Origin of the sequence: Thioalkalivibrio sp. ALMg9, from assembly GCF_000380625.1 — a bacterium.
GTDB lineage: Bacteria > Pseudomonadota > Gammaproteobacteria > Ectothiorhodospirales > Ectothiorhodospiraceae > Thioalkalivibrio > Thioalkalivibrio versutus.
Genome location: NZ_AQYC01000009.1, coordinates 228783 through 252261 on the forward strand (window position 1 = coordinate 228783; position 23479 = coordinate 252261).

The 23479-nt window shown below is 68.1% G+C and carries 17 protein-coding genes; 9 read left to right on the plus strand and 8 right to left on the minus strand.

What is annotated here, in order from left to right; genetic code table 11:
* Positions 1-3: 3 nt before the first annotated feature.
* Positions 4-1641: an alpha-D-glucose phosphate-specific phosphoglucomutase gene (locus F792_RS0110270; protein WP_018169515.1), complete on the minus strand. Its 1638-nt coding sequence runs from the start codon at positions 1639-1641 to the stop codon at positions 4-6.
* A 428-nt stretch (positions 1642-2069) separates the two neighbouring features.
* Here F792_RS0110270 and F792_RS0110275 point away from each other — a divergent pair, with 428 nt between their 5' ends.
* A complete protein-coding gene (locus F792_RS0110275; RefSeq protein ID WP_018145970.1) occupies positions 2070-2555 on the plus strand; it encodes a DUF1249 domain-containing protein in 486 nt (161 codons plus the stop codon).
* A gap of 44 nt (positions 2556-2599) precedes the next feature.
* Here F792_RS0110275 and F792_RS0110280 read toward each other — a convergent pair whose 3' ends face one another.
* Together F792_RS0110280 and F792_RS0110285 are read right to left on the minus strand one after the other, a co-directional pair.
* Positions 2600-4735 (minus strand): EAL domain-containing protein, encoded by a 2136-nt coding sequence (locus tag F792_RS0110280; protein WP_018169516.1) that lies wholly within the window; start codon positions 4733-4735, stop codon positions 2600-2602.
* Between the two features lie 24 nt (positions 4736-4759).
* Positions 4760-6889: an HDOD domain-containing protein gene (locus F792_RS0110285; protein ID WP_018169517.1), complete on the minus strand. Its 2130-nt coding sequence runs from the start codon at positions 6887-6889 to the stop codon at positions 4760-4762.
* Between the two features lie 208 nt (positions 6890-7097).
* Here F792_RS0110285 and F792_RS0110290 point away from each other — a divergent pair, with 208 nt between their 5' ends.
* Positions 7098-8546, plus strand: a complete 1449-nt coding sequence (locus F792_RS0110290) for a MinD/ParA family protein (protein ID WP_018169518.1) — start codon at positions 7098-7100, stop codon at positions 8544-8546.
* A gap of 22 nt (positions 8547-8568) precedes the next feature.
* On the opposite strand, the gene F792_RS14655 is transcribed toward F792_RS0110290, so the two are convergent.
* The gene (locus F792_RS14655; RefSeq protein ID WP_018145966.1) at positions 8569-8745 is read right to left on the minus strand and encodes a PLDc N-terminal domain-containing protein; all 177 of its coding nucleotides are present in this window, start codon (positions 8743-8745) and stop codon (positions 8569-8571) included.
* 174 nt (positions 8746-8919) lie between these two features.
* Here F792_RS14655 and F792_RS0110300 point away from each other — a divergent pair, with 174 nt between their 5' ends.
* The 4 genes from F792_RS0110300 to F792_RS0110320 all read left to right on the plus strand — a co-directional run bounded on the left by F792_RS0110300 (position 8920) and on the right by F792_RS0110320 (position 13064).
* Positions 8920-9369, plus strand: coding sequence for a YaiI/YqxD family protein (locus F792_RS0110300; RefSeq protein WP_018145965.1), 450 nt, complete (start codon positions 8920-8922; stop codon positions 9367-9369).
* 484 nt (positions 9370-9853) lie between these two features.
* Entirely contained in the window at positions 9854-10228 is a 375-nt protein-coding gene (locus F792_RS0110310; protein WP_018169520.1) for a hypothetical protein, read from the plus strand.
* A 53-nt stretch (positions 10229-10281) separates the two neighbouring features.
* Positions 10282-10608, plus strand: a complete 327-nt coding sequence (locus F792_RS0110315) for a non-heme iron oxygenase ferredoxin subunit (protein ID WP_018169521.1) — start codon at positions 10282-10284, stop codon at positions 10606-10608.
* Between the two features lie 467 nt (positions 10609-11075).
* Positions 11076-13064 carry a DUF1631 family protein gene (locus tag F792_RS0110320; RefSeq protein WP_018169522.1) on the plus strand — a complete coding sequence of 663 codons (1989 nt, stop codon included), beginning with the start codon at positions 11076-11078 and terminating at the stop codon, positions 13062-13064.
* A 264-nt stretch (positions 13065-13328) separates the two neighbouring features.
* Here F792_RS0110320 and cysZ read toward each other — a convergent pair whose 3' ends face one another.
* The 4 genes from cysZ to queF all read right to left on the minus strand — a co-directional run bounded on the left by cysZ (position 13329) and on the right by queF (position 16385).
* Positions 13329-14057, minus strand: coding sequence for a sulfate transporter CysZ (gene cysZ / locus F792_RS0110325; RefSeq protein ID WP_018169523.1), 729 nt, complete (start codon positions 14055-14057; stop codon positions 13329-13331).
* Positions 14058-14067: 10 nt separating this feature from the next.
* Positions 14068-14277, minus strand: coding sequence for a DUF3185 family protein (locus F792_RS0110330; protein ID WP_018145959.1), 210 nt, complete (start codon positions 14275-14277; stop codon positions 14068-14070).
* A gap of 378 nt (positions 14278-14655) precedes the next feature.
* Positions 14656-15951, minus strand: coding sequence for an FGGY-family carbohydrate kinase (locus F792_RS0110335; protein ID WP_018169524.1), 1296 nt, complete (start codon positions 15949-15951; stop codon positions 14656-14658).
* 11 nt (positions 15952-15962) lie between these two features.
* Positions 15963-16385 (minus strand): preQ(1) synthase, encoded by a 423-nt coding sequence (queF, locus tag F792_RS0110340; RefSeq protein ID WP_018145957.1) that lies wholly within the window; start codon positions 16383-16385, stop codon positions 15963-15965.
* 217 nt (positions 16386-16602) lie between these two features.
* Between queF and smc the strand changes: the two genes are divergently transcribed.
* From smc to ligA, 3 genes are read left to right on the plus strand one after another with little or no spacing between them, the layout of a single operon-like run.
* Entirely contained in the window at positions 16603-20097 is a 3495-nt protein-coding gene (gene smc / locus F792_RS0110345; RefSeq protein ID WP_018169525.1) for a chromosome segregation protein SMC, read from the plus strand.
* A 39-nt stretch (positions 20098-20136) separates the two neighbouring features.
* On the plus strand, positions 20137-21354 hold the full coding sequence (locus tag F792_RS0110350; protein WP_018169526.1) for a cell division protein ZipA C-terminal FtsZ-binding domain-containing protein: 1218 nt from the start codon (positions 20137-20139) through the stop codon (positions 21352-21354).
* Positions 21351-23441, plus strand: a complete 2091-nt coding sequence (gene ligA, locus F792_RS0110355; RefSeq protein WP_018169527.1) for an NAD-dependent DNA ligase LigA — start codon at positions 21351-21353, stop codon at positions 23439-23441. Before F792_RS0110350 ends, ligA begins: the two co-directional genes overlap by 4 nt.
* Positions 23442-23479: the final 38 nt, after the last annotated feature.

Genomic DNA, 23479 nt, shown 5'->3' on the forward strand with positions numbered 1-23479 from the left:
CTATCAGGTGATGACGTCGGGTTTCTCGCGGCGGGTCAGGCCGGGGATGTCGCCCAGGCGCGATGCGGCGTCAATAAGCGGTCCCAGCAGTTCCTGGGGGTCGGCATCGAGGTGTTCGGGATGGGTCTCGTGCTGCTCGATATACAGGCGCAGGGTGGCGCCCTGGGTGCCGGTGCCGGACAGGCGGAAGACGATGCGGGCACCGCTCTCGAACAGTACCCGCAGGCCCTGGTGCTCGGTCAGGCTGTTGTCCACCGGATCGCGATAGGCGAAGTCGTCCGCCTGGGCGACGCGCATGCCGGCCAGGGACTGGCCCGGCAGTACCGAGAGCTGCTCGCGGATGCGCGCCATCACCTGTTCGGCCCGTTCGCTCTCCACCGCTTCGTAGTCGTGGCGCGTGTAGTAGTGGCGGCCGTACTGGCGCCAGTGATCACGCACGATCTCCTCGACCGACTGGCGGCGTACGGCTAGCAGGTTCAGCCAGAACAGCACGGCCCACAGGCCGTCTTTCTCGCGTACGTGATCGGAACTGGTGCCAAAGCTCTCTTCGCCGCACAGGCGGATGCGCCCGTCGTCCAGCAGGTTGCCGAAGAATTTCCAGCCAGTGGGGGTCTCGAAGCAGGGGAGGGCCAGCTTCTCGGCGACCACGTCCACGGCCTGGCTGGTGGGCATGCTGCGGGCCACGCCCTTCAGGCCGTCGGCGAACGCCGGGATGTGATGGGCGTTGGCGGCCATGATGGCGAGGCTGTCCGACGGCGTGACGAAGAACCGGCGCCCGAGGATCATGTTGCGGTCGCCGTCGCCGTCCGACGCGGCCCCGAAATCCGGGGCATCCCGACCGAACAGGGCCTCGCTCAGTTCACGCGTGTGGGACAGATTCGGGTCCGGGTGACGGCCGCCAAAGTCGGCCAGCGGTTCCGCGCGCAGGATGGTGTCGGCCGGGGCGCCGAGGCGGTTGATCAGGATCTCTTCGGCGTACGGGCCGGTGACCGCGTGCATGGAATCGAAGCGCATGCGGAAATGGTCGGATCGCAGCAGTTCGCCGATGCGGTCAAAGTCGAACAGCGTGGCCATGTAGTCGGCGTAGGTGCCCACGGGGTCGACGACCTCGATGTCCATGTCGCCCATCTGTACTGCGTGTAGATGATCGATGTCGACATGCTCTGCGCCGTTGGCGATGCGGTAATGGCTGATGCGGGTGCTCTGCTCGAAGATCGCGTCGGTCACCGAGTGCGGGGCCGGGCCACCGTTGGCGGTGTTGAGCTTGACGCCGAAATCCCCCTCCGGCCCGCCCGGGTTGTGGGAGGCGGACAGGATCAGGGCGCCCGTGGCCCCCCGAGACCGGATCAGGTACGAGGCGGCCGGCGTGGACAGCAGTCCGCCATACCCGATGGCGACCTTCTGCACCCCGTTGGCTGCGGCCATGCGCAGGATGACCTGGATCGCCTCGCGATTGTGGAAGCGCCCGTCGCCGCCGACCAGCAGTTCGCCGTTCTTCAGGTCCGGGCAGGCATCGAAGACGCTCTGGATGTAATTCTCCAGATAGTGCGGCTGGCGGAACTGCCGGACGCGCTTGCGCAGACCGGAGGTGCCGGGTTTCTGGTCGGGAAAGGGTTGGGTCGTGACGACACTTATGTCCATGGGTCGCTCATCCTTGTTGTCCGGGGAGACGCTGAGCAATGCGGACGCTCGCGCTCGAGTCGATTCTGTGTGCTGACATGGCGTGGTGACTGGCGTGTAGTCGCTCGGCACAAGGGAGCCGTTCTGCGGGCAACGGGCCCGTTTTCATCCAGCACGGGCGGCCGAGTCCCGTTTTTCGATGCCTTGTGAGGATGGTGCCCCGTGTTCCGCAATCCTGTGTTGCGCCTTGATGAGGACAAGAATGGGCCGGTAGCACCACCACCGGACTGCGTGCCGGGCCGGGTCTCGGAGAACATGGACACCAACGCGTGCGAGTACAACATTGCTCGGCACCTCCCCTGTCGACGTTACCAAAAAGCCCTGGGGGTGTCCTGCTCTGGATGCGGACAATCGGTGTCCCGCGAAACGGTGCTGTTAGACTGCGCGACATGTTGCTGGAGCGTAAGACCCCGTCCCATTTGGAGCCCAGGCCCGAGAGCTTTGCGGCGCTGATGGAGATGTACGAGGAGAACTATCTCGCCCTGCGGCGTTTGTGCCCCGAGCTCGAGCGGCAGCCGTTGCGGTCGGTCTCGCGGGTGGAGGGTGCGCTGGATCTGTATCTGGAGGTGCTGGAGCGCACCCGCTACACGACCACGCTGCACCTGACCTACCGGTTCGACCACCAGGGCGAGCGTCGGCAACAGCCGGACATGCGCGTACGCATGTTCCATGATGCGCGGCAGGCGGAGGTGCTGGAACTGCACTGCCGCACGATGGGCGACGGTCGCGCGCCGGAGATGCTGACCGGTCACCCGGGCCTGGTCTGCCGCTGGAGGCATAACCGGTTCCTGTACAAGTGGCTGCGCTACTGCCTGCGCCAGGGACACCGCTTCCTGGCCGATGCGGCGCCTGAGGTGGTCGCGGCCGATTCGTAGGGACACGCAATGGAGTCGCAGCGTCTCCCTGGTTGCCGGAGAGGCTACTGGCAGGTAGTGGGTGCGGCGAAGAGGGCCTCGTTCTCCAGCAGGGTATGCAGTGGCGCCGGCTGGCCGAACAGGAAGCCCTGAATCATCGGGCACTCCAGGTCGCGCAGATAGTCGCGGTGGGCCTCGGTCTCGACCCCCTCGGCCACGATGTTCATCTGCAACCCGCGGGCCATGGAGATGATCGCGTTGACGATGCAGGCCTCGTCCTCGCGGCAGATCGTATGGGTAAAGCTGCGGTCGATCTTGAGCGTGTGAATCGGCAGCTTCTGCAGGTAGCTTAGCGACGAATAGCCGGTGCCGAAGTCATCTACCGCGATCTGCACGCCGGCGGCCCCTAGACGGTTCAGCTTGTGCACCGTGTCCGGGGTGTCGCTCATCAGCAGGTTCTCGGTGATCTCGACCTCCAGCAGGTCGGGCGGGAAGCCCGTCTCGCCCAGAATGCCGAGGAAATCCTCCACGAAGTCGTCACGCTCGACCAGCACGGGCGACAGGTTCACCGCCAGGCGCAGTTCCGGGTAGCCGTCGCGGCTGTGGCGCTGCATTTCGCGGATGGCGGTGCGCAGGGTCAGACGGTCGAGGTCTACAATCAGGCGGGTCTCCTCGGCGACCGGGATGAACTCGGCCGGGCCCAGCAGCCCGAGCGTGGGGTGATCCCAGCGGATCAGGGCCTCGACGCCCACCATGTGCCCGGTTTCCGTATCCACCTGCGGCTGGTAGAGGATATGAAACTCGTCGCGCTCGAGTGCGCGGCGCATGTCCTGTTCCAGTTGCAGTCGTCGGGGCGGATGGCCGCCCATGTCCGGGCTGTACACGCGCACACCCGTCTTGCCGCTGCTCTTCTCGCGGTACATTGCGATATCCGCATTCTTGATCAGGGCCTCGAGGTTGTCGCCGGCATCCGGGTAGATCGCGATGCCGATGCTGGCCCCGACGAACAGCTCCTGGTCGCCGATCTTGAACGGGGCCTGCAGGCTTTCCAGGATCTTGTCGGCTACCTGGATGGCGGCCTCGTTGCTGGCCAGTCCCGGGATCAGCAGCGTGAATTCGTCGCCGCCGAAGCGTGACAGCGTGTCGCCCTTGCGGATGCAGGCTTGCAGCCGTTGGGCGACCTCCTGCAGCAGGCGGTCGCCCACGGTGTGACCGAGGGAGTCGTTGATCACCTTGAAGCGGTTCAGATCGATGAACAGCACCGCCAGCTGGGTGCCCGAGCGCTGCGCATGCGAGATGGCTACATCCACCCGGTCGCGGAACAGGGCCCGGTTGGGCAGTCGGGTCAGGAGGTCGTGATAGGCCTGGAAGTTGATGAAGGCCTCGGATTCCTTGCGGTCGGTGATATCCCGTGCCGTGCCGTAGATCAGCGTTTCGCCGTTGTCCGCGTCGTCGCTGTTGCTGGACGGCCATACCGCGACCTCGAAGAAGCGGCGGCTGCGCGAAGGCGTGCCGGGCTGCAGGGCCAGTTCCACCGAGCGGATGTGGGGGTGCTGGCTGGCGGCCTGTTCGAAGAAATATTCCGCCTTGTCGCGATCCTCGGGTTCGACGAGGTCGAACACCGAGCGGTCGATCAAGTCGCGGCGGGCATAGCCCAGTAACTCGTGTACACGTGAATTGACGAAACGGAAGCGATGGTCGGCGCCGAGAACGAAGACAATATCCGGGGAGTTATTGACGATCACCCGGTGCAGGCGCTCGGACTTCTCCAGGCGGGCCCGCATGGTCCGATTGGCGTCCTCCAGCGCCTTGTGGTGCAGGGCATTGCGGACGGTGGCCAGTAACTCGGCGGGTTCGTAGGGCTTTTTCAGATAGTCGTGGGCGCCCTCGCGCAGCGCCCCGGCGACATCCTCCACCGTGCTGTTGCCACTGACGACCACGGTGAGGGTCTCGAGCCCGGCGGCCTGCATGAAGCGCAGCACGTCCAGTCCGTTGAGTTCCGGCATGGTGAGGTCGAGCAGCAGCAGGTCGTAGTGCTTTTCGCGCAGGGCCTCGATGGCCGCGCCACCCCCTGCGGCCGTCCGCACGGGGTAGCCCTGAATGGTCAGGAGTCCGCGCAGGCTCTCGAGCAGGCCGGGATCGTCATCGGCAATGAGGATTCTGACGGACTGCGGGTCGATCGGCGCGTCGCGTTCGGGCATCGGGGTCTCGTGGTCAGTAGCGAATCATGGTCGCGTCGTCCCTGATGCGCTCGCCAACCCCCGTGATGCGTGGGGCAGTGCGATTTCGAAGCGCGTCCCTGCGCTCCCGCTGGTGAATGAGAGTCCCGCACCGATCTCCTCGGTCAGGCGTTTGACGATGCTGAGCCCGAGCCCGGCATGGCCTGTGCCCTTGGTCGATGTCACAGGCGCGAATGCCGCTGCCTGGACCTCGGCAGGGAGCCCGGGCCCCTTGTCCTCTACCGACAGGGGCACAACCCTGCGGCCGTTCACGGTGGTTGGGGCACGGGTGGCGATGGTGATCTCCCCGCCGGATGCCTGGGCCTCGGCCGCGTTCTTCAGAAGATTGATGAGGATTTGCCGCAGGTGATCCGCGGGGGCCGACAGCGGCGGATCGGAGGGAGTCAGATCCAGGTGCAGGCGGACGCCTCGTGTCCGACAGAGTGAGCCGTCCACGATATCGGCGACCTGGCGGACCAGTGCATTCAGCGAGGCCGGTCCGGTCTCCTCGTTCCCGGCAGCCTGCGGATCGCGCAGGCGCAGCAGGATGCGCCCGACCCGGTCGATTTCCTCCTTGATCAGGCCGAGCTCGTGGCGCGCTTCGTGTTCTTCGCCGAGCTTGTGATTCAGCACGCTCAGGTAGTTCTGGATGATGCTGAGCGGGTTTCCGGCCTCGTGCACCGTGTCGCGGATGCGCTGCTCGGTGGCGCCGTCCGGGGCATCCGCCGGCTCGGGTGTGGCGACCAGCGCCCGGGCGATCTCGCGTGCGAGGGAGCCGATAAAGTCCGAGCGGGCCTCCAGGGCCTGCGCCTGACTGCGGGCAAGGCCCAGGATCAGCACCCCGGCGGGTTCCTGGCCGTCGGCGAGCAGCGGAAAACTCCACAGGATTTCGGCTTCGCAGAGCCGGAACAGTTGCTGGTCGATCACGGGCAGGCCGGCGGCGTTCTCTTCCTCGTGGAGCTGAATCTCGCGATCCAGCAGCGTATCGGTCACCAGGCTGCGCCCGGGTAGCAGCGGCAGGGTGAAATCGGGGGTCTCGTCGTCCTCCACCCAGGCGGCGACGGACTGGTGATCCGGGTCGATCAGAAACAGCAGGCTGTGGTCTATGCCCAGCGTCAGGTACAGGGTGCGGCGCGCGGCGGTGCAACGCTCCTGCAGGTCGGCCGCCCTGGCCAGTTCGCCATTCATGCGTTCCAGCTCGGTCAGATCACGGACCCGGGCGGCCAGTGCGCGTTCCGCCGCGTGATCGGTCTCCTCCGGCTTTTGATCCGCCGTGGTCCGGGTCGGGCCCAGATCGATTTCCAGTGATCCGGCAATTCGCCGCACATCCTCGGCCACGCGCCCGCGCAATTCGCGGGTCAATCCCTCGTTGAGGCCGAAAAGGGTATCCGCCGCGGCCAGGGCGATCTCGTTGCACCCGGCGGCGGAATCCTGTGCGCCGGAGCCCGGCAGACAGCCCATTGCATGCGACAGGTTGACCAGCTTGACCAGGTGATGGGCGTCGCGCACGCGCTCGGCCGGTTCCAGGTGGTAGCGCACGGCATCGGCCATGAACGGGCCCAGCCCCCAGGCCTCGAGGCATTCGCCGCCCAGTTCCCCGTAGTGTTGAGTGTAGGTTGTGCGCTCGGTCTCGATCAGGTGGGGGTCGTCTTCGGCGGTCTGCAGGATGGGCCAGTAATGCCCCTCGTCACCGACCAGGCGGACCAGGCGCCCGATGTCGATCAGCAGCCCGGCGAGATAGGCCTCCTCGGGCCGCGGATAGCGGGTGAGGGTGGCGAGGACCTGTGCCAGGTTGGCGGTGGTCAGCGCCCGTTGCCAGATGGTGCGCAGGTAGCCGCGATGGCGTGGGCCGAACTCGCCGAACAACTGCTGGATCGACGCGGTCAGGGCCAGGCTGCGCACGGTATCCAGGCCCAGGCTGAACAGGGCGCGGTCGATGGTGCGGCAGGTGGAGCCGCGATAGTAGAAGGGCGAGTTGGCCGCCTGCAGCAGGCGGCTGGACATGCCCGCGTCCTGCATGATCGCCCGGGCCAGGGACTGGAAATCGGCCTCGTTGGCCTGGGTGGCGTCGAGCACCGGGATGAGCGCCTGGGGCAGGCTCGGTAGACCGTCCGTTGCCGTATTGACGCTCGTCATGCTGCTCCCCGGTCGCGTGCAGTCGGCCTGCCGCGCCTTTTGCCCTGTGTGCGTGTCCGGAACCGAAAGTCTGATGCAGTCTGCCGGATCACCACTGGTTCCTGACTATACTGAGTGGTATTGCCCCGCGCCACCGAATGGGGTAGACCGACCGTGAGTTCGCCGTCATTCTTTCCCCATGCCGATGAGTGCCATGCAGGAAGCCGCGATGTCCGGTCACAGCGCTTTGACGGATACCCGTTCCGGGGTCGCCACGCGCCCGCGGGTCCTTGTCGTGGCCAGCGGCAAGGGCGGGGTGGGCAAGTCCAGCATCGCGGTGAACCTGGGGATCACGCTGGCGCGGCGCGGGCGGCGGGTCGGCATCCTGGATGGGGATACCGGCCTCGCCAATGTGAACATACTGCTGGGGTTGCGCCCGGAACAGGGCCTGGCGGAGGTCCTGGCGGGCGAATGTGGAATCCGCGATATCCTGCTGGAAGGGCCGCACGGCCTGAAGATCATCCCCGGCGCCAGTGGTATTCGCGAATATGCGGAGCTCTCCGGGGCGCATCAGCAGCGGCTGGTGGAGGAACTGGCGAACATCGAGGCGGATTTCGACGACCTGCTGCTGGATACCGCCGCGGGCATCGGTGATACCACGCTCGATTTCCTCGCGGCCGGGCACCAGGTCCTGCTGGTGCTGACGCCGGAACCGACCTCGCTGACCGATGCGTTCTCCCTGCTCAAGCTGGCGTTGCGGCGTCAGGCGCTAGACGTCCGGGTGATCGTGAACATGGTGGCGGATGTCGCCGAGGCCCGCAGCGTCTTCCAGCGGTTTTCCAATGCCGTCGAGAAATACCTGCATACCCGGGTCGAATTTCTCGGCTTCGTCCAGCGCGACGAAAGCCTCCGCTCGGCCGTCACACTGCAGCACCCGGTCGCCCTGTTCGCAGAGAATGACCCCTCGGCGCGTCCGTTCCAGCGCCTGGCGAATGCCCTGGAAGACAGCCTTCCGCATGAAGACGCGCCAGCATTCAGCCTTTTCTGGTGGCGTCGTCTGCAGCTGGAGAGTCCGGCTGCGCATACGCCGTTGGAGGATGCCCGTCCACAAGCCCCGGCGCTCGCTACGGAGCCGCCCCCGGTCGACCATGCCTCGGAAGCCTCGGAAGCCTCGGACGGCTTGGGCAGCGAAGAGGGTGTGCTCGGGCGCTTGCGCGCGGCGTTCGACGTGGCCCTGGAGGCCTCCGAGCCCGAGGCCCTGGCGGTTGAATTGGACGCCATGCACGAACAGTACCGGGCGCGAACGGGCTGCGCTGCGATCGATCTGATGGCACTGGTGGACGCGCTACAGGCGGATCCGGAGGGCCATGCCGAGTTGCTGGGCCGTTTGCGTGCGCGGCTTGCGCCCGCGATGGACGAACCCAGGGACGTAGCGGCTCCGGCGACCGTGCAAGCCGAGGACGGTCGACGACCCGGGGCTGACCGTCCTCCGCCCGATTTCGGCTGGAAGGGTCGGGACGAGTCGGCCGCTAGGCCCGCTCGGGCGGGCTCCGCGTCTCGTGTGCAGGCAACCGCCTACGACGCAGCCCGTTTTGGTCCCCAGGAGGCGCTACGCGAGCGACTGCGTCAGGGGGGCGATGACGCGCCGACCCTCGCGGAGTTCCTGCGCCGGATGTGAGCGCCCGGTGCCTGGGTGCAGCCTACTTGGGTCCGAGCAGCAACCAGGCGATCAGGCCTACCAGGGGAAGAAACAGCAGGATCAGGATCCACAGTACTTTCACTATGGGGGTCGCGGGGCTTTGTGCGGTCCGCACGATTGCCCAGATCACGATCAGCAGCCAGATCAGGCCCAGAATGCCGGTGACTTCAATGCCCATGTAATGCTCCTTGCGAGGCTTGGCCTAGAAAGGCCAAGCATGTTGGTTGACGTCTCCCAAGCTGATAGCACGTGTACCGCCCCGGCGCCAATCCGAACGGTGGGGAAATGTGCCGGGCGCCGCAAACGACTACCCTGCACCCCGATCATCAGCGAGCTTTCGGGAAGGAGCACCATGAAGATCTGGGTCGACGCGGATGCCTGCCCCGCGGTCATCAAGGAGATTCTGTTTCGTGCGGCGAAGCGGACGGGGGTTCCGGTCACGCTGGTGGCCAATCAGCCGATGCGCACGCCGCCGTCGAAGCTGATCGACTCGATCCAGGTCGGCGCCGGGTTCGACGTGGCCGACAACGAGATTGTCCGGCGCCTTGGCGCCGGGGACCTGGTCATCACCGCGGACATCCCGCTGGCCGCTGATGTGATCGAGAACGGCGGGCAGGCGCTGAATCCCCGGGGCGAGCTCTATACTCCCGACAACATCCGCGAGCGCCTCAGCATGCGCGACTTCATGGACACGCTGCGCTCCAGTGGGGTCGAGACCGGCGGCCCGGCGGCGCTGGGCCCGCGCGACCGCCAGGCCTTCGGCAATGCCCTGGATCGCTGGCTTGCTCAGAACGTGAAATAGCGTCCTCGGTCTCCCTGAGGACAACCTATTGAGAGATCACACCTAGATGCGTAGCTGGCGGATCAGTTTCAGGGTTTCGTTGGCGAGCTGTACCCAGTCATCATCCTGCGCGGTACTCCGGGATTCCTGCGCAACGGTGATTGGATGGTCCCGGCCGGGGCTGACAGTCCCTTGTCGATATTCCTTCGGCGAGGATGGGGCGTTGTTCCAGGTCCGAGGGGCCTGGCGATGGTGGCGTGAAGCGTTCACGGGCGGGTCCGTCCTTGATCGCGGGTGGGTGTGCGATTTACCTGCCCAGGGTAACGGCGGCGATGCCATCAGCTTGAGCACGCACCTCCGAACGATAACGCTCGTGAAGTTCGACGGGGCCTACGTCGCGCGAATGCATCCGGGTTTCCTTAGGCCCGTCATTCAGGGGTGAATGGGCGTGACATGGCGCAGTTTCGGTAGGCTGGAGCCGGATAAGCGTCGGCAGTCGCCGCGAGTGCAACTGGGAGAGAAGATCGTGCTGAAAGGGATCAATGCCGTGTGGCTGGGGCTGGCCATGACCACCCTGCTGGTGGCTTGCGGGGGCGAGCGCGTATCGCCGGTGACCCTGGAACAGCTGGCTGCATCCGCGCCGGCCTTCAATGGCGAACTGGTGGAAACCGAGGGTGTCGTGAATCGTTTTGATGATCCGGAGCACTACTGGCTGGAAGACGACGCCATCAACCGCGTGGCGGTCAAGCCCGGTTCGGCGGTGCGCGATCACCTGGGCGAGAACTTGCGGGTGGTGGGGCGCTTCTCCTACCACCCGGAAGAGGGCCGGCGGATCGAGATCGATGCGGCCGCGACCGCAGCCCTGCGGGCGTCTCCCTGAACTGCCAGCGCAGAGGGGCGATATCGGGAATTTTCAGAAGCAAAGGAGTCGTGATGACGGAATGGATTGACGTAGCCCCGGTGGGGACCATCCAGGATGGCGATCATCGCCTGGTGGAGACAGCGGATACCGAGGTGGCGATCTTTAACCTGGGTGGTGAATATTTTGCCGTGGAGAACCTCTGTACTCACGAGGATGTGCCCATCGCGGATGGTGAGATCGGCGCCGATGACTGCATCACGTGCCCGATGCACGAAGCCCAGTTCTGCCTGCGAACCGGCGAGGTGATGGCCGCGCCTGCCGAGGAACCCCTGACCCGGTTCCCCGTGCGTGTCGAGGGCGAAATGGTTCAGGTGGGAACGCAGCCGCTGGACGCTTAAGGAGACGCGGATCGCGCGTTCGCGGTGGGGCCCCCTGTTTTCCGAGACAAGGCGCGGTGCGCAGCGCCGTAGTCACTCTCCGGCCAAGCGGCGCAACGCAGGATCGGGGAGCAGGGGGCGCCAACCCCTTGAGGGACCGGCCGCCCGTGCTGGGTGGCAATGGGCCCGCTGACCGCGTTGCGGCTCCCTTATGTAGCACGGCTACACTTCGCTCACCGCGCCTTGTCATCGAGAAAAATGGACTCGAGCGCGAACGCTCGAATTGATCCGCATCTCCTTAACGAGCTCCCTGTCCGACGCGGAAACTGTGACGGATGCCCCACTTTGGCCGCGCCTGTACACTATAGGCGGGCTCACGTGGAACTCACGCGAGCCACCACGCGGCAATACGAGGACACCTCACCATGGCAGGCAGGGAGCATACAGACAGAGAAGCACGGGCCGCGGTCTGGTCGGGTCTGTCCGGTTTGTCGGATGCCCAGCGCCAGCAACTGGTGCGCGGGATCGTCCCGCGGGTGACCGATCACCTTGAGCGCTGCCTGGAATCCGTCGCGCAGGAGTGGTCCGCTGGCGGTAATGAGGCTGCCGACGCGGAGTGGGCGAATCAGCTTCAAGGCTATCAGTATGTGCTGCGTCGCCAGTTCGAGGAGGCCCTGGAGCGTGACTTTGTCTCCACAACCTACCCACCCGAGTACGAATTCTCCGGTTCCAGCTACGCCGATGACAACTCCGGCCTGCAAATCCTGGACGATTACCAGTCCACCCGACGCTCCCTGCGCCACAAGCTCGAAGGGCTGGTCCGTGAGCAGAACCGCTACTCCTGGTTCGTGTTCCTCCAGGCCGCGCGCGAGGATCACCGCTTCGAGCACCCCGGCTGGGCGCCGTGGTCGCCGCTGAACTGGTACGAGCGCCTGATCGAGTCGGCCGAGGAACAGTTCGGCCGGACGGATATGACGCTGGGCCTGATGCGAGCCTACGTGCGTTGTCTGGGCCAGACGGCCGCACCGACCCTGGCCTTCGTGGTCGAGACAGTCGAGGCCTGCGGGCTGGTCAGAGAGCCGGTGTCCGAGGCCCCGGAGGGCGACTTGCCCGGAACGTCGCGGCGTGCGAGCTGGGCCCAGGCCACCCGGGAAGGGGGCCCCGCCTCGGCGTCGGAACCGGCCGCGGCGGAGGGCGTCACACCTGGGGTCAGGGGAGCAGGGGGCGTTGCGGTCGCAGGCGCTGTGATGCCGGCCGCGGATGCCGGCCCGGCGGACTGGTTGCAGTGGGCGGCGGCGGCCGGCTGGGTGCCGTCTGGCCATGGAACTGTGGTGAGCGGGGGCGGCGGCCCGGCGACCGGCGCCGCCGTGGTGGCCGAAGCGATGGCGGAACCGCCGATCGAGAGCGTCATCGAGGGTGTCCTGGCCGGCGTGTTCGCCGAGGTGTCGCGCCACCTCGATTGCCATGCGGCGTTTCGCGCGATGATGCTGGATTTGCAACCGCTACTGGTGCGCGCGGTCAGCCGTGACCTCGACTTCTTCCACGACCCCAGGCACCCGTTGCGCGAATGGGTCGGCAGTCTGATCAATACGGGCGTGCGGATCAGCCCCGAGGTCAGCGCGGAAGACTCGGAGGTGGTCAGCCGCTACCTTGATGCGATGCGCCAGAGTATCGAACACTTGGGGAACGCGATCGATGATCTTGATCGCCCGGCGGCGCAGGCGTTGCGGGAGAACTGGGACGCGGCCGTGGCCGCGGAGGACGAATACTGGCGGGCACAGGCCGCCGCGCGCGCGGCGCCGATGTGTCAGAAAGAACGCGCGGCCCGTGCCCGGCGCACCCTGACGGTCTGCGTGCTGGAGACCGGGGCCGAGCTTCCGGAGCGCTCCGCCGAGCAGATCGCCGAGGCCTGGGAAGACCTGCTGGCGGTGGACGAGGCGGCCGTGCAGGTGCTGGACGCCGAGGTGCAGGACGTGGTGCGGGCCATCTGCAACCAGGCGACTCCGCAGGAAGCGAATCCGCTGGTGCAGCGGATCGTGGTGACCGCACGCGAGTTTGGCGCTGACGAGGCGCGCGTCAAGGCGGTCGTGCAGCATCTGGGCCAGGCCCATCTGCAGCGCATCCGGGCCTCCGCTGACGAGCCGCGCTTCGATCCCCAGGCGCGAATCCAGGCGCGGCGTGCCGTGCGCCTCGAGGATGACGACCCCGACCTGTTGACCGATCTCGACGATCCCTGGGTCTTCGATGCCAGCCGGATCCGCACCGGCGAGTGGTTCGAGATGGTCGACAAGGCGACCGGGCAGTTTCACCGCATGGGCCTGGTCTGGCGCGGTGAGGCGACCCGCGGCTACCTGTTCCTGTCGCTGGATCTGGGCGCCAGCCGGCGCCACTCCCTGCAGGGTGTGGCCCAGGAGCTGCGCGAGGGCCGCATGCGCCCGCTCCCCGACGACAACCCGCTGGATGCCCTGCTCGCCTGACCGGCGCCTTTGCGCCAAAGGTCAAAGCCATCTCTGGCACCACGAAGGCACGAAGAGGGATCAAGGGTGGGGCATCCGAGAGGGGCCGGAGACGGCGAGGGAATCGGGGTGAGAGCGTTGGTGTCGAGTGCCGTACGGGCTTTTCACGACGACGCGCCTGGTATCGGGCTTGAGGTACCCCGGATTATGGTGGAGGTAGGGTGCGTTGAGCCCTGCCCAACGCACCGTTCGGGGACTTTCGCGTCCATCTGGAGTGTTCCGACGTCAGGCCCGGGGCAGGCGCACTCGCAGGTGGGTCGCGCCGATGACCGCGGCCGGTACCAGCAGCAGATTCACTAGCGGGACCATTGCCAGCAGCGTGGTCCCGGCGCCGAAGCTCAGGGTCTCCAGTCGGTGGGCGCGCACGGTCTTGCGGACCTCGGCGAATGCCAGGCCGTCGTTGGCCAGCGGCGCCTCCAGGAATTCCACGGCCAGCACCCAGCTCCCGAACGTGAACCAGGCGATCGGCGCCAGCAGGTTCAGCCCGGGAATAATCGTGATCAGGAGTACGGGGATAAAAAGCAGGCCGTAGTAGCCGGTCTTGCGCAGCGCGGTTACGGTCGCGTGGCCCATCTCGCCAAGGAACGAGCGCGCCGGCTGGCGGGGCTCGTGGCCCAGCCCGCGGGCGGTACGGTAGGCCAGCGGTCCGGAGAACGGGCTGGCGATGATCGCCGCCAGCGCGACGGCGGAGACCCCAAAGGCCACCAGCAGCGCCAGTGCGAACAGGGGCCACAGTAGCCAGGCGAGCCAGTCCCAGCCGCCGGGCAGCCAGGCCGCCAGAAGGGCCTCGAAGCCGAGCCCGGCGGCCGTCGCGAGCCCGATTACGACCAGGATGTTGATGATCAACGGGCCGATCACCAGACCGCGCAGGCCCGGGTCGAATACGCGCGCGAGCCCGCGAAACGGTGCCAGGAAGGCGAGCAGCGGTGTCAGGCGGAGGGTGCCGGCGGGCACGGATGTGCCCTTAGCGGCGAACCCCAAAGATCGCGAGTACGAGGCCCACGACGGACATGATCCCGCCGGCGATCAGGTACATGCGCGTGTCGTCCGTATAGCGCCCCATGAACTCCTGGTGCAGTTCCTCGCCCAGGCTTTCCGTGGCGTTGTAGCCCATCACCAGCAGGATGATGCCGCCCACAAGCAGTGCAATGCCGAGAATTCGCGTCCAGTGCATGTCGTATCCCCTTGTTGTTGGGTGCCTCCCCCGAATGTAGCACCGATCCGCGCCCTCGGCGTCATGGCAGAGCACATCGTGGGACGGGTTTTGTAGGAACGGCCTGCCCGTGCCTTGTTCTGGCAAACAGCGCCGTAGGATGCGACGAGCTCAGCGAATCGCATCAATCACCGGGGGGCTGAGCAATGATGCGATTCGCTGCGCTCATCGCATCCTACGTTTGTTGTCCGAGTCCGGCTTTGCCGGGGGCTTCGCGGCCAAGGCCGCTCCCACAAGATTCCCCTCATGGAATTGGTGGCCCCCACCCGGCATCGCGGTCGGCTTGCAGGCGAAGCCCCGGCCAAAGCGGGCGATTGCCGGGTCTCTCGGCCTGGCCGGTTAACCCGTGAAACCCGGCTCCAGCCCCACGCCGATGCGCGCGAGCCGGGCGGCGCCGCTGGCGGCATCGTCGTCCTCGGCGGTGGTCACCGGCAATCCCAGGATCCGGCTGCGGATGCGTGTCCACACGGGGTTCTGGGCGCCGCCACCCAGGGACACGACACGCTCCACGCGCGGGGCGCCCAGCTCGGACAGGCGCTCATAGCCGTCGTGCTCCACCCGGGCAACCCCCTCGAACAGCCCCTGCAGGAAACGCGCGTCGTCCTCGGGGCGGGGGGTGAGGCGGGGCTTCAGCTCGGGGTCGTTGACCGGGAAGCGTTCGCCGCGGCGGGGCAGGGGGAGATAGTCGAGCCCGCTGTCGGTCTCGGGGTCGATCGCGGCGCTCAGCCGTTCCAGGGCCGCATCATCGAAGTGCTGGCGCAGCACCGCGCCGCCGCTGTTGGAGGCCCCGCCCACCAGCCAGCGCCCCAGCAGCCGGTGGCTGTAGATCCCGAGTTCCGGGGCGTAGATCGGTTCCGGGGCCAGCTGCTTGATCACCAGCGTCGAGCCCAGGCTGGTCACGCCGGTGGTGGCGTCGTCCACGCCGGAGGCGAGGAACCCGGCGATGCTGTCGGTGGTGCCGGCGACCACCCGGCAGGCCGGGTTCAGATGCAGCGATTCCGCCATTTCCGGGGCCAGCGGGCCCAGTACCGTCCCGGCCGGGACCACTTCCGGCAGCAGCGACGCGTCACTGCCCAGGGTCTCCTGCAGCCAGTTGGGCCAGCCGCCCCACAGCGCGTCGTAGCCGAGCTTGAGGGCGTTGTTCTCGTCCATGCGGTCGAAGCGTCCGCGCAGGCGCCCGGCAATCCAGTCGGCCTGGTGCAGCACGCGGCGCACGCCGGAGAGCCCCTCGTGGCGACGCAGCCACAACAGCTTGGCCGCCGACGAGCTGGGGCTGTGCACGGCGGAGTCCGCGGGCGCGACCCCGGCCAGCACCGACAGCATGTCGGTGGCCCGGGCATCGTTGTACATCAGGGCTGGATGGGTCGGGCGTCCGTCGGCATCCAGGCGCAACAGGGTGGCGGAGGTGCCGTCCACCGCGATGGCGGCGGGCTCGCCGTGCAGATGCGCGGCCGCTTCACGCAGCAGCTCGCGCACAATGGCCCACCACAGCGCGGGGTTCTGTTCCGCCCGCTGCTCGTCGCCCCCGACCGACGCCGGCAGTGCCCGGTGCGCGCTGTGGATGCGCGCGCCCTCCGGGTCCAGCAGCGCCAGCCGGATCCCGGAGGTGCCGAGGTCAATGCCGATGGCGTGCATGGCGGGCTCGGTCAGCCGTTCATGTCCAGCGGGCTGCGCGTCGGCGCCGGCAGGTGCACCGGCTCCGGGGGCGTCCAGCCGGGCTTGCGATGTTCCGCAACCACCGTGGTATAGACGCCGCCACGCACGTTGAAATACGAGGTCAGGCGCATGTAGCGCGGGTCGGTCGCCGCCACCAGATCCGCCAGGATGCGGTTGGTGACCGCCTCGTGGAATGCGCCCTCATCGCGGTAGGACCACATGTAGTTCTTCAGCGACTTCAGCTCCACGCACTTGCCGTCGGCAACGTACTGGATATGGATCTCGGCGAAGTCCGGCTGCCCGGTGGCGGGGCACAGGCAGGTGAACTCCGGGACGCGGATATAGATCGCGAAATCGTTCTCCGGCGCCGGGTTGTCGAAGGTTTCCAGGGTCTTGCTCGGCTGGCTGGGCATGGGTTTGTCGCGTCCTCGGTCGTTCCTGTGGGAGCGGGCCTGCCCGCGAAGCCCCCGCCAAAGCGGGAGGCAAGGAAGGCTTGGCGTGCAGGCGCGCCGCAGGGTTTTGTATGGTTTCGTGAAGCGGTTCGTTTGTCGAACTGGCAGTGGGTCACGGTAAAGGTCTAAGCGTGTACCATTCTAACCCCGACTTTCCTGACCGCGGATAGCGCCGAACGTGCGACTCGCCCGAATCAAGCTGGCCGGCTTCAAGTCGTTCGTGGACCCGACCACACTCGTCCTCCCCGGCAACCGGGTGGGCGTGGTCGGGCCGAACGGCTGTGGCAAGTCCAATACCATCGACGCCGTGCGCTGGGTCATGGGCGAGTCCTCGGCCAAGCACCTGCGCGGGGACTCCAGCGAGGACGTCATCTTCAACGGCTCCTCCAGCCGCAAGCCGGTGGGGCAGGCCTCCATCGAGCTGGTGTTCGACAACTCCGACGGTCGCCTGGGCGGCGAGTACAGCGGCTACGGCGAGATCGCCGTCAAGCGTGCGCTGACGCGTGACGGCCAGTCCAAGTACTTCCTCAACGGTCAGCGCGCGCGCAAGCGCGACGTGGTCGACCTGTTCCTCGGCACCGGCCTGGGCCCGCGCAGCTACGCCATCATCGAGCAGGGCATGATTGCGCGGCTGATCGAGGCGCGCCCCGAAGAGCTGCGCGTCTACCTGGAAGAGGCGGCCGGTATCTCCAAGTACAAGGAGCGCCGCCGCGAGACCGAGAACCGGGTACGCCATACCCGCGAGAACCTGGAACGCCTGGACGACGTGCGCGACGAGGTGTCCAAGCAGGCCGAGCGCCTGAATCGCCAGGCCGCCACCGCCGAGCGCTACCAGGCGCTGGCCGCCGAGCGCCGGCGCAAGCGCGCCGAGGCCATCCTGCTGCGCCTGCAGGCCCAGGAGCAGGAGACGGAGGCCAGCCGTGCCCGCCTGAACGACGCCGAGACGGCGTTGGCTGCGAGCCAGGCCGAGGCCCAAAAGGCGCAGACCGGCACCGAGCAGGCACGCCAGGAGCGGGTCGAGCTGGAGGCGGCCACCACCGAGGCACAAAGCGCCTATTACGACCGCGCCGCCGAGGTCTCGCGCCTGGAGCAGTCCATCCGCCATGCGGAGGACGAACTGGCGCGCGAACAGGCCGAACTGCGCCAGCTCGAAAGCCGCATCGAGGCCGCCGCCAACGAACACCAGGCGGTGGAGGCGCGCATCGCCCAGGCGGAACAGGAGAGTACGCAGCGTCAGGAGGCCGCCACGACCGCCGAGGCCGAGCGCGAACGCCTGGAGGCTGCCGCCGAAGGTGCCGAAACCGAATACCAGAGCGCACGCGAGGCGCTCACCGAGTGGGAGCGCTCGCTCGCCGAGCCGCGCCAGAACGCCCAGCTCGCGCGCTCGCGCATGGACAATGCCGAGCAGCTGCTCAAGCGCGTCGCCCAGCGCCGGGAACGCGTGGAGGCCGAACGCGCGGCCCTGCCGCAGACCCACCCGGGCACCGAGGCCGACCGCCTGGACGCGGAACTCACCGGGCTGCGTGAGAGCTTGCAGGGGCTGCAGGGCGATCGCGACCAGCAGCAGGCCGCGCTGGCCGATCTCGAACAGGCCCAGCGCGAGGAGCAGGACACCCTGCATGCCACCGAACGCGAGGCGCGCGAGGTCGCCGGGCGCCTGGCCGGGCTGGAGCACTTCGCCGGCGAGGACGACCCGCAGGAGACCCGCGCCCGCCGCGAGGCCTGGGCGCGCGAGCACGGGCTGGACCTGTCGCGCCCGCTGGTGCAGCAGCTGGAGGTGACCGAGGGCTGGGATACCGCGGTGGAGATGGTGCTGGGCAGCTGGCTGGAGGCCGCCGTCACCGATCAGCCGGAGACCGCGCCGGATCTCCCCGAGGCGATGCTGCGCCTGGTCGGCACGGGCCTGTCGCACACGCCGGAGGTGCCGGCGGGGAGCCTGGCCGGGCAGGTACAGGGCTCCCCGGTCGTCACCGCCTGGCTCGCCTTGGTGCATTGCGCGGAGGACGCCGACGCGGCGCGGACGCGCCTGGCCACCCTGGGACCGGGCGAGAGCGTCATCACCCCGGATGGCACCTGGCTAGGCCCGGGCTGGGTCGCTCATCGCACGCTGGAGGGTGGGGCCAGCGGTGCGGTGGCCCGCGTCCGCCTGGCGCGCGAGCTGCAGGAACGCCAGGAAGACCTGAACACGCAGGTGAGCCGGCTGCAGGCCGCGCTGGAAGAACGCAACGAGACCATCGCGGCCACCCGCGCCCGGCGCGAGGCGCTGGACGGGCAGATCCGCGAACAAAAGGCGCAGATCGAGGACCGTGAGCGCCGCGTGCAACGCCTGCGCGACCAGGCGCGGCAGCTGGAGCAGCAGCAGGAACGCATCGACCGCGAGGCGGGCGAGCTGGACGAGGAGGCCGCGCGCGCCCGCGAGCAGTTCGCCACGGCGGAGGCCGAACGCAACCAGGCCCTGACCCGCATCGAGACCCTGGAGGCCGACCGCGCCGCTCTGGAGGCGCGGGTCGAGGCCGCGCGCACGGCCCAGACCGGAGCCCGCGACGCGGTGCGCGCGGCGCGCGACACGGCCAACCAGGCGCGCATGGCCGAGCAGGAGGCGCGCCATCGCCTGGAGCGCGAACAGAACGAACGCGGGCGCCTGGAGCGCCAGCGCGAGGACGACGCCCAGCGCCGCGAGCGCCTGGCGCAGGGGCTCAGCGACCGCCAGGGCCCGCTGGAGCAGTGGCGCGCAGACTTGCAGACCGCGGCGGAACAGCGCCAGGCCGCCGAGGCCCGCCTGACCCAGGCGCGGGCGGACCTGGAGGCCTGCGACGCGCGGCTGCGCGAGCTGGCCGGCACCAGCACCGAGCTGGGCAACCGGGTCGAGGCACAGCGTTCCACCTGCGAGGAGCTGCGTCTGGACCTGCGCGAACGCTCGGTGCAGATCGAACAGCTCAAGACCCAGTTCCAGGAATCCGGCTTCGCCGCCGAGGCCCTGGCACCCGAACTACCGGAGGACGCGACCGTCCCCGCCTGGGAACAGGCGATCGGCGAACTGGATCGCAAGATCGAGAAGCTCGGACCGATCAACCTGGCGGCGATCGACGAGGCGCGCAGCCTGGAGGAGCGCTCGCGCTACCTGGAGGAGCAGCACGCGGACCTGATCGAGGCGCTGGAGACCCTGGAGGCGGCGATGCACCGCATCGATCGCGAGACCCGGGCCCTGTTCAAGCAGACCTTCGACCAGGTGAATGCCGGACTCGGGCACAAGTTCCAGCGCCTGTTCGGCGGTGGCGAGGCGCGCTTGGAGATGACCGGCGATGACCTTCTGGATACCGGCGTCACCATCATGGCGCGCCCGCCGGGCAAGCGCCTGTCGACCATCCACCTGATGTCCGGCGGCGAGAAGGCGCTCACCGCCTCGGCCCTGGTGTTCGCGATCTTCGAGCTGAATCCGGCGCCCTTCTGCATGCTGGACGAGGTGGACGCCCCACTGGACGAGGCCAACGTCGGGCGCTTCTGTGACCTGCTGCGCGAGATGTCGGAGCAGATCCAGTTCATCTTCATTACTCACAACAAGGCAACGATGGCCATGGCGGAACAGCTGATCGGCGTTACCATGCACGAGCCGGGCGTGTCGCGCCTGGTCAGCGTGGATATCGACGAGGCTGTGGAACTGGCCGAGGCCTGACCGTCGGTACCGGGATCAACGAGGTTTTTTGTGGATTGGATGCGTATCAGCCTGGTCATTTTGGGGATTGTCCTGATCGCGGGGATCTGGGCCGCCCATCGTCTGCGCGCGCGGGCGCAGCAGCGCGATATGGAGGACGATGCCGCGGACTGGGGCGACGAGGCCGTACATATCCGTGCCAGTGACGAGCCGGGCGACAAGCGCTGGTACGCGCCGGCCGAGCCCGGGGACTCCGCTGAACCGGAGGCCGGCTGGGGCGATCCGCTGGATACCGGCCGCAGCGTTCGCACCGGCGGCGCGCGCGAACCCGCGTTCGACGAGCCGCGCATCCCCGGCGCGGCGCGCGAGGAGCGCCACGAGCCGCACCTCGGCGTGACCGCCAATGACGACGAGCCGGATCTGGAACCGGACTACGGCCGGCGGGGTGAACGTGCCCAGGACATCTACGGCGTGCTGGACAGCGACGACGAGCCCACGCCGCCCCCGCCGCACGGGGCGTTCGAACCGTCGCCCGAGGATCGCCCGGCCCGGGCCCGGCGCAAGGGTTCGGGCAGCGCCCCGGTCGAGCGGGCCCGCGAGGCGTTCGAGGGGCTGGGTGCACGTCTGCGCTCCGGCATGGATCGCCTGCGTCCGGGCAAGCTCAAGCCACCGCGCGCCGATGACACCCTGGGCGAGCATCTGGATCCGGACCACGAGATGAACCCGGACCTGATCGAGCAACCGGCGCCGGATATGGAGACGCTGGGCGAATACGTGTCCGAGCCGCGCGTGGTGGGGCGCAATCCGAGGGCCGAACGCCGCCCGTCGGAGGAGAAGATCCTGCTGCTGCATGTGGTCGCGCCGCGCAACAAGCCGTTTACCGGCGTCGCCCTGGGTGCGGCGATGCAGCGCGCCGGCATGACCCCCGGCGAGATGGATATCTACCATTTCTTTGAACCGGAGACGGATGCCGGTGTGCCGCTGTTCTCCGCCGCCAACATGATCCCGCCCGGCACCCTGCGCGAGGAAGACCTGGCGGACATGATGACGCCCGGCGTCACGCTGTTTACCCAGGTGCATCGCAGCGCCGAGCCGCAGCGGGCCTTCGAGGCGTTGCTGGAGCATGCCCACGTGCTGGCGCGCGATCTCGGCGGCAGCATCCTGGATGCCCAGCAGTCCACCGCGACCAACCAGACGCTCGCCTACATGCGCGAGGACCTGAGCGACTGGCTGCGCCGCCACCGCCCGGATGTGCTGCGCCGGCGGAGTACGCGGTGAGCCGGTCGGGTTCGCCTGCCTCGCAGGCTGGCTCGACGGATTCTCCGAAGACGCGCATCGACGCGCTGCGTCGCCAGATCGAGCATCACAACTACCGCTACTACGTGCTCGACGACCCCGAGGTCTCGGACGCCGAGTTCGATGCCCTGATGCGCGAGCTGGAGCAACTGGAGGCGGACCACCCGGAGTTTGTCACCCCCGATTCGCCCACCCAGCGCGTGGGCGCCACCCCGGCCGAGGGCTTTGCCACGGTCCGGCATCGCCTGCCAATGCTGTCGCTCGCCAACGGCTTCGAGGCGGACGCGATCCGCGACTTCGACCGCCGGGTGCGCGAGCGTCTGGCGAAACAGACCGGCGATACGACGCGGGTCGAGGCAGCGGTCACCTACATGGCCGAGCCCAAGCTGGACGGCCTCGCCATCAGCCTGATCTACGAGGACGGGCGCCTGGTCCAGGCCGCCACCCGCGGCGACGGCGAGACCGGCGAGGACGTAACCGCGAACGTGCGCACCGTGCGCCCGATCCCGCTGCATTTGGGCGACCGCTTCACCGACGATGCCCCGCGGGTGCTGGAGGTGCGCGGCGAGGTCTTCATGCGCCGTGCCGACTTCGAGCGCCTGAACGCCGGGCTGGAGGCCGACGGCCTGCGCGGGTTCATGAACCCGCGCAATGCCGCCGCCGGCAGCTTGCGCCAGCTGGACTCGAAGGTGACCGCGCGCCGCCCGCTCAGCTTCTTTGCCTACTCGGTGGGTTTCGTCGAGGGCGGGACGCTGCCGGACACCCAGTCCGGCACCCTGGACTGGCTGCAGCGCCTGGGCTTCCCGGCCTGCCCGGAGCGTGAGGTGCTGGAGGGCGTCGAGGCCTGCCTCGACTACTACGAGCGCCTGGCCGCCCGCCGCACGGGGCTGGATTACGAGATCGACGGCATCGTCTACAAGGTGGATGCCCTGGCGGATCAACAGCAGCTGGGCTTCGTCTCGCGCGCGCCGCGCTGGGCCATCGCCCACAAGTTCCCGGCGGAGGAGCGCACCACGACGCTGCGCAATGTCGAGTTCCGTGTCGGCCGCACCGGCGCGCTGACCCCGGTGGCGCGCCTGGAGCCGGTGCTGGTGGGGGGCGTAATGGTCAGCAACGCCACGCTCCACAACATGGACGAGATCGCGCGCAAGGACGTGCGCATCGGCGACCGCGTGATCGTGCGCCGCGCCGGCGACGTGATCCCCGAGGTGGTCGGCCGCGCCGGCGGCGAGCGCCCCACCGAGACGCGTGCCATCGAAATGCCCGCGGCCTGCCCGGAGTGCGACTCGCACATCGAGCGCACCGAAGGCGAGGTCGTCGCCCGCTGTACCGGCGGGCTGGTATGCCCGGCGCAGCGGCGCGAGGCCCTCAAGCACTTCGTCTCGCGCCGCGCGATGGATATCGAGGGCTTCGGCGAGAAGATCATCGAGCAGCTGGCCGACGGCGGCGTCGTGCAAAGCCCGGCGGATCTGTTCGCCCTGGATGCCGAGCGCCTGGAGGCGCTGGAACGGGTCGGCCCCAAGCTTGCCGAGAACCTGGTCAACGCCCTGGAGCAGGCGCGCGAGACCACGCTGGCGCGCTTCATCTTCGCGCTGGGTATCCGCGAGGTGGGGGAGGTCACCGCCCGCAACCTGGCCGAATACTACGGCGACCTCGACGCGCTGATGCAGGCGGATGCCGAGGCGCTGCAGGAAGTCCCGGATGTCGGCCCCATCGTCGCCGAGCACATCGCCAACTTCTTCGCCGAGCCGCACAACCTCGAGGTGATCCGCGCCCTGCGCGAGGCCGGCGTGCACTGGCCCGCCCCGCCCCGGCGAGAAGCCGCGGCGACCGATGACGATGCCCCGCTGGCGGGCTGCACCTACGTCCTCACCGGCAGCTTCGACGCCATGACCCGCGACGAGGCCAAGGCCGCCCTCGAGGCCCGCGGCGCCAAGATCACCGGCTCCGTCTCCAAAAAGACCACCGCCGTCATCGCCGGCGCCGACCCCGGCTCCAAGGTCACCAAGGCCGAGTCCCTCGACATCCCCATCCTCGGCCCCGACGACCTCGCCCAACTCCTCGCCTGAGGCAATTTGGGCTGTCGCAATTTCACTGTGGGAGCGGG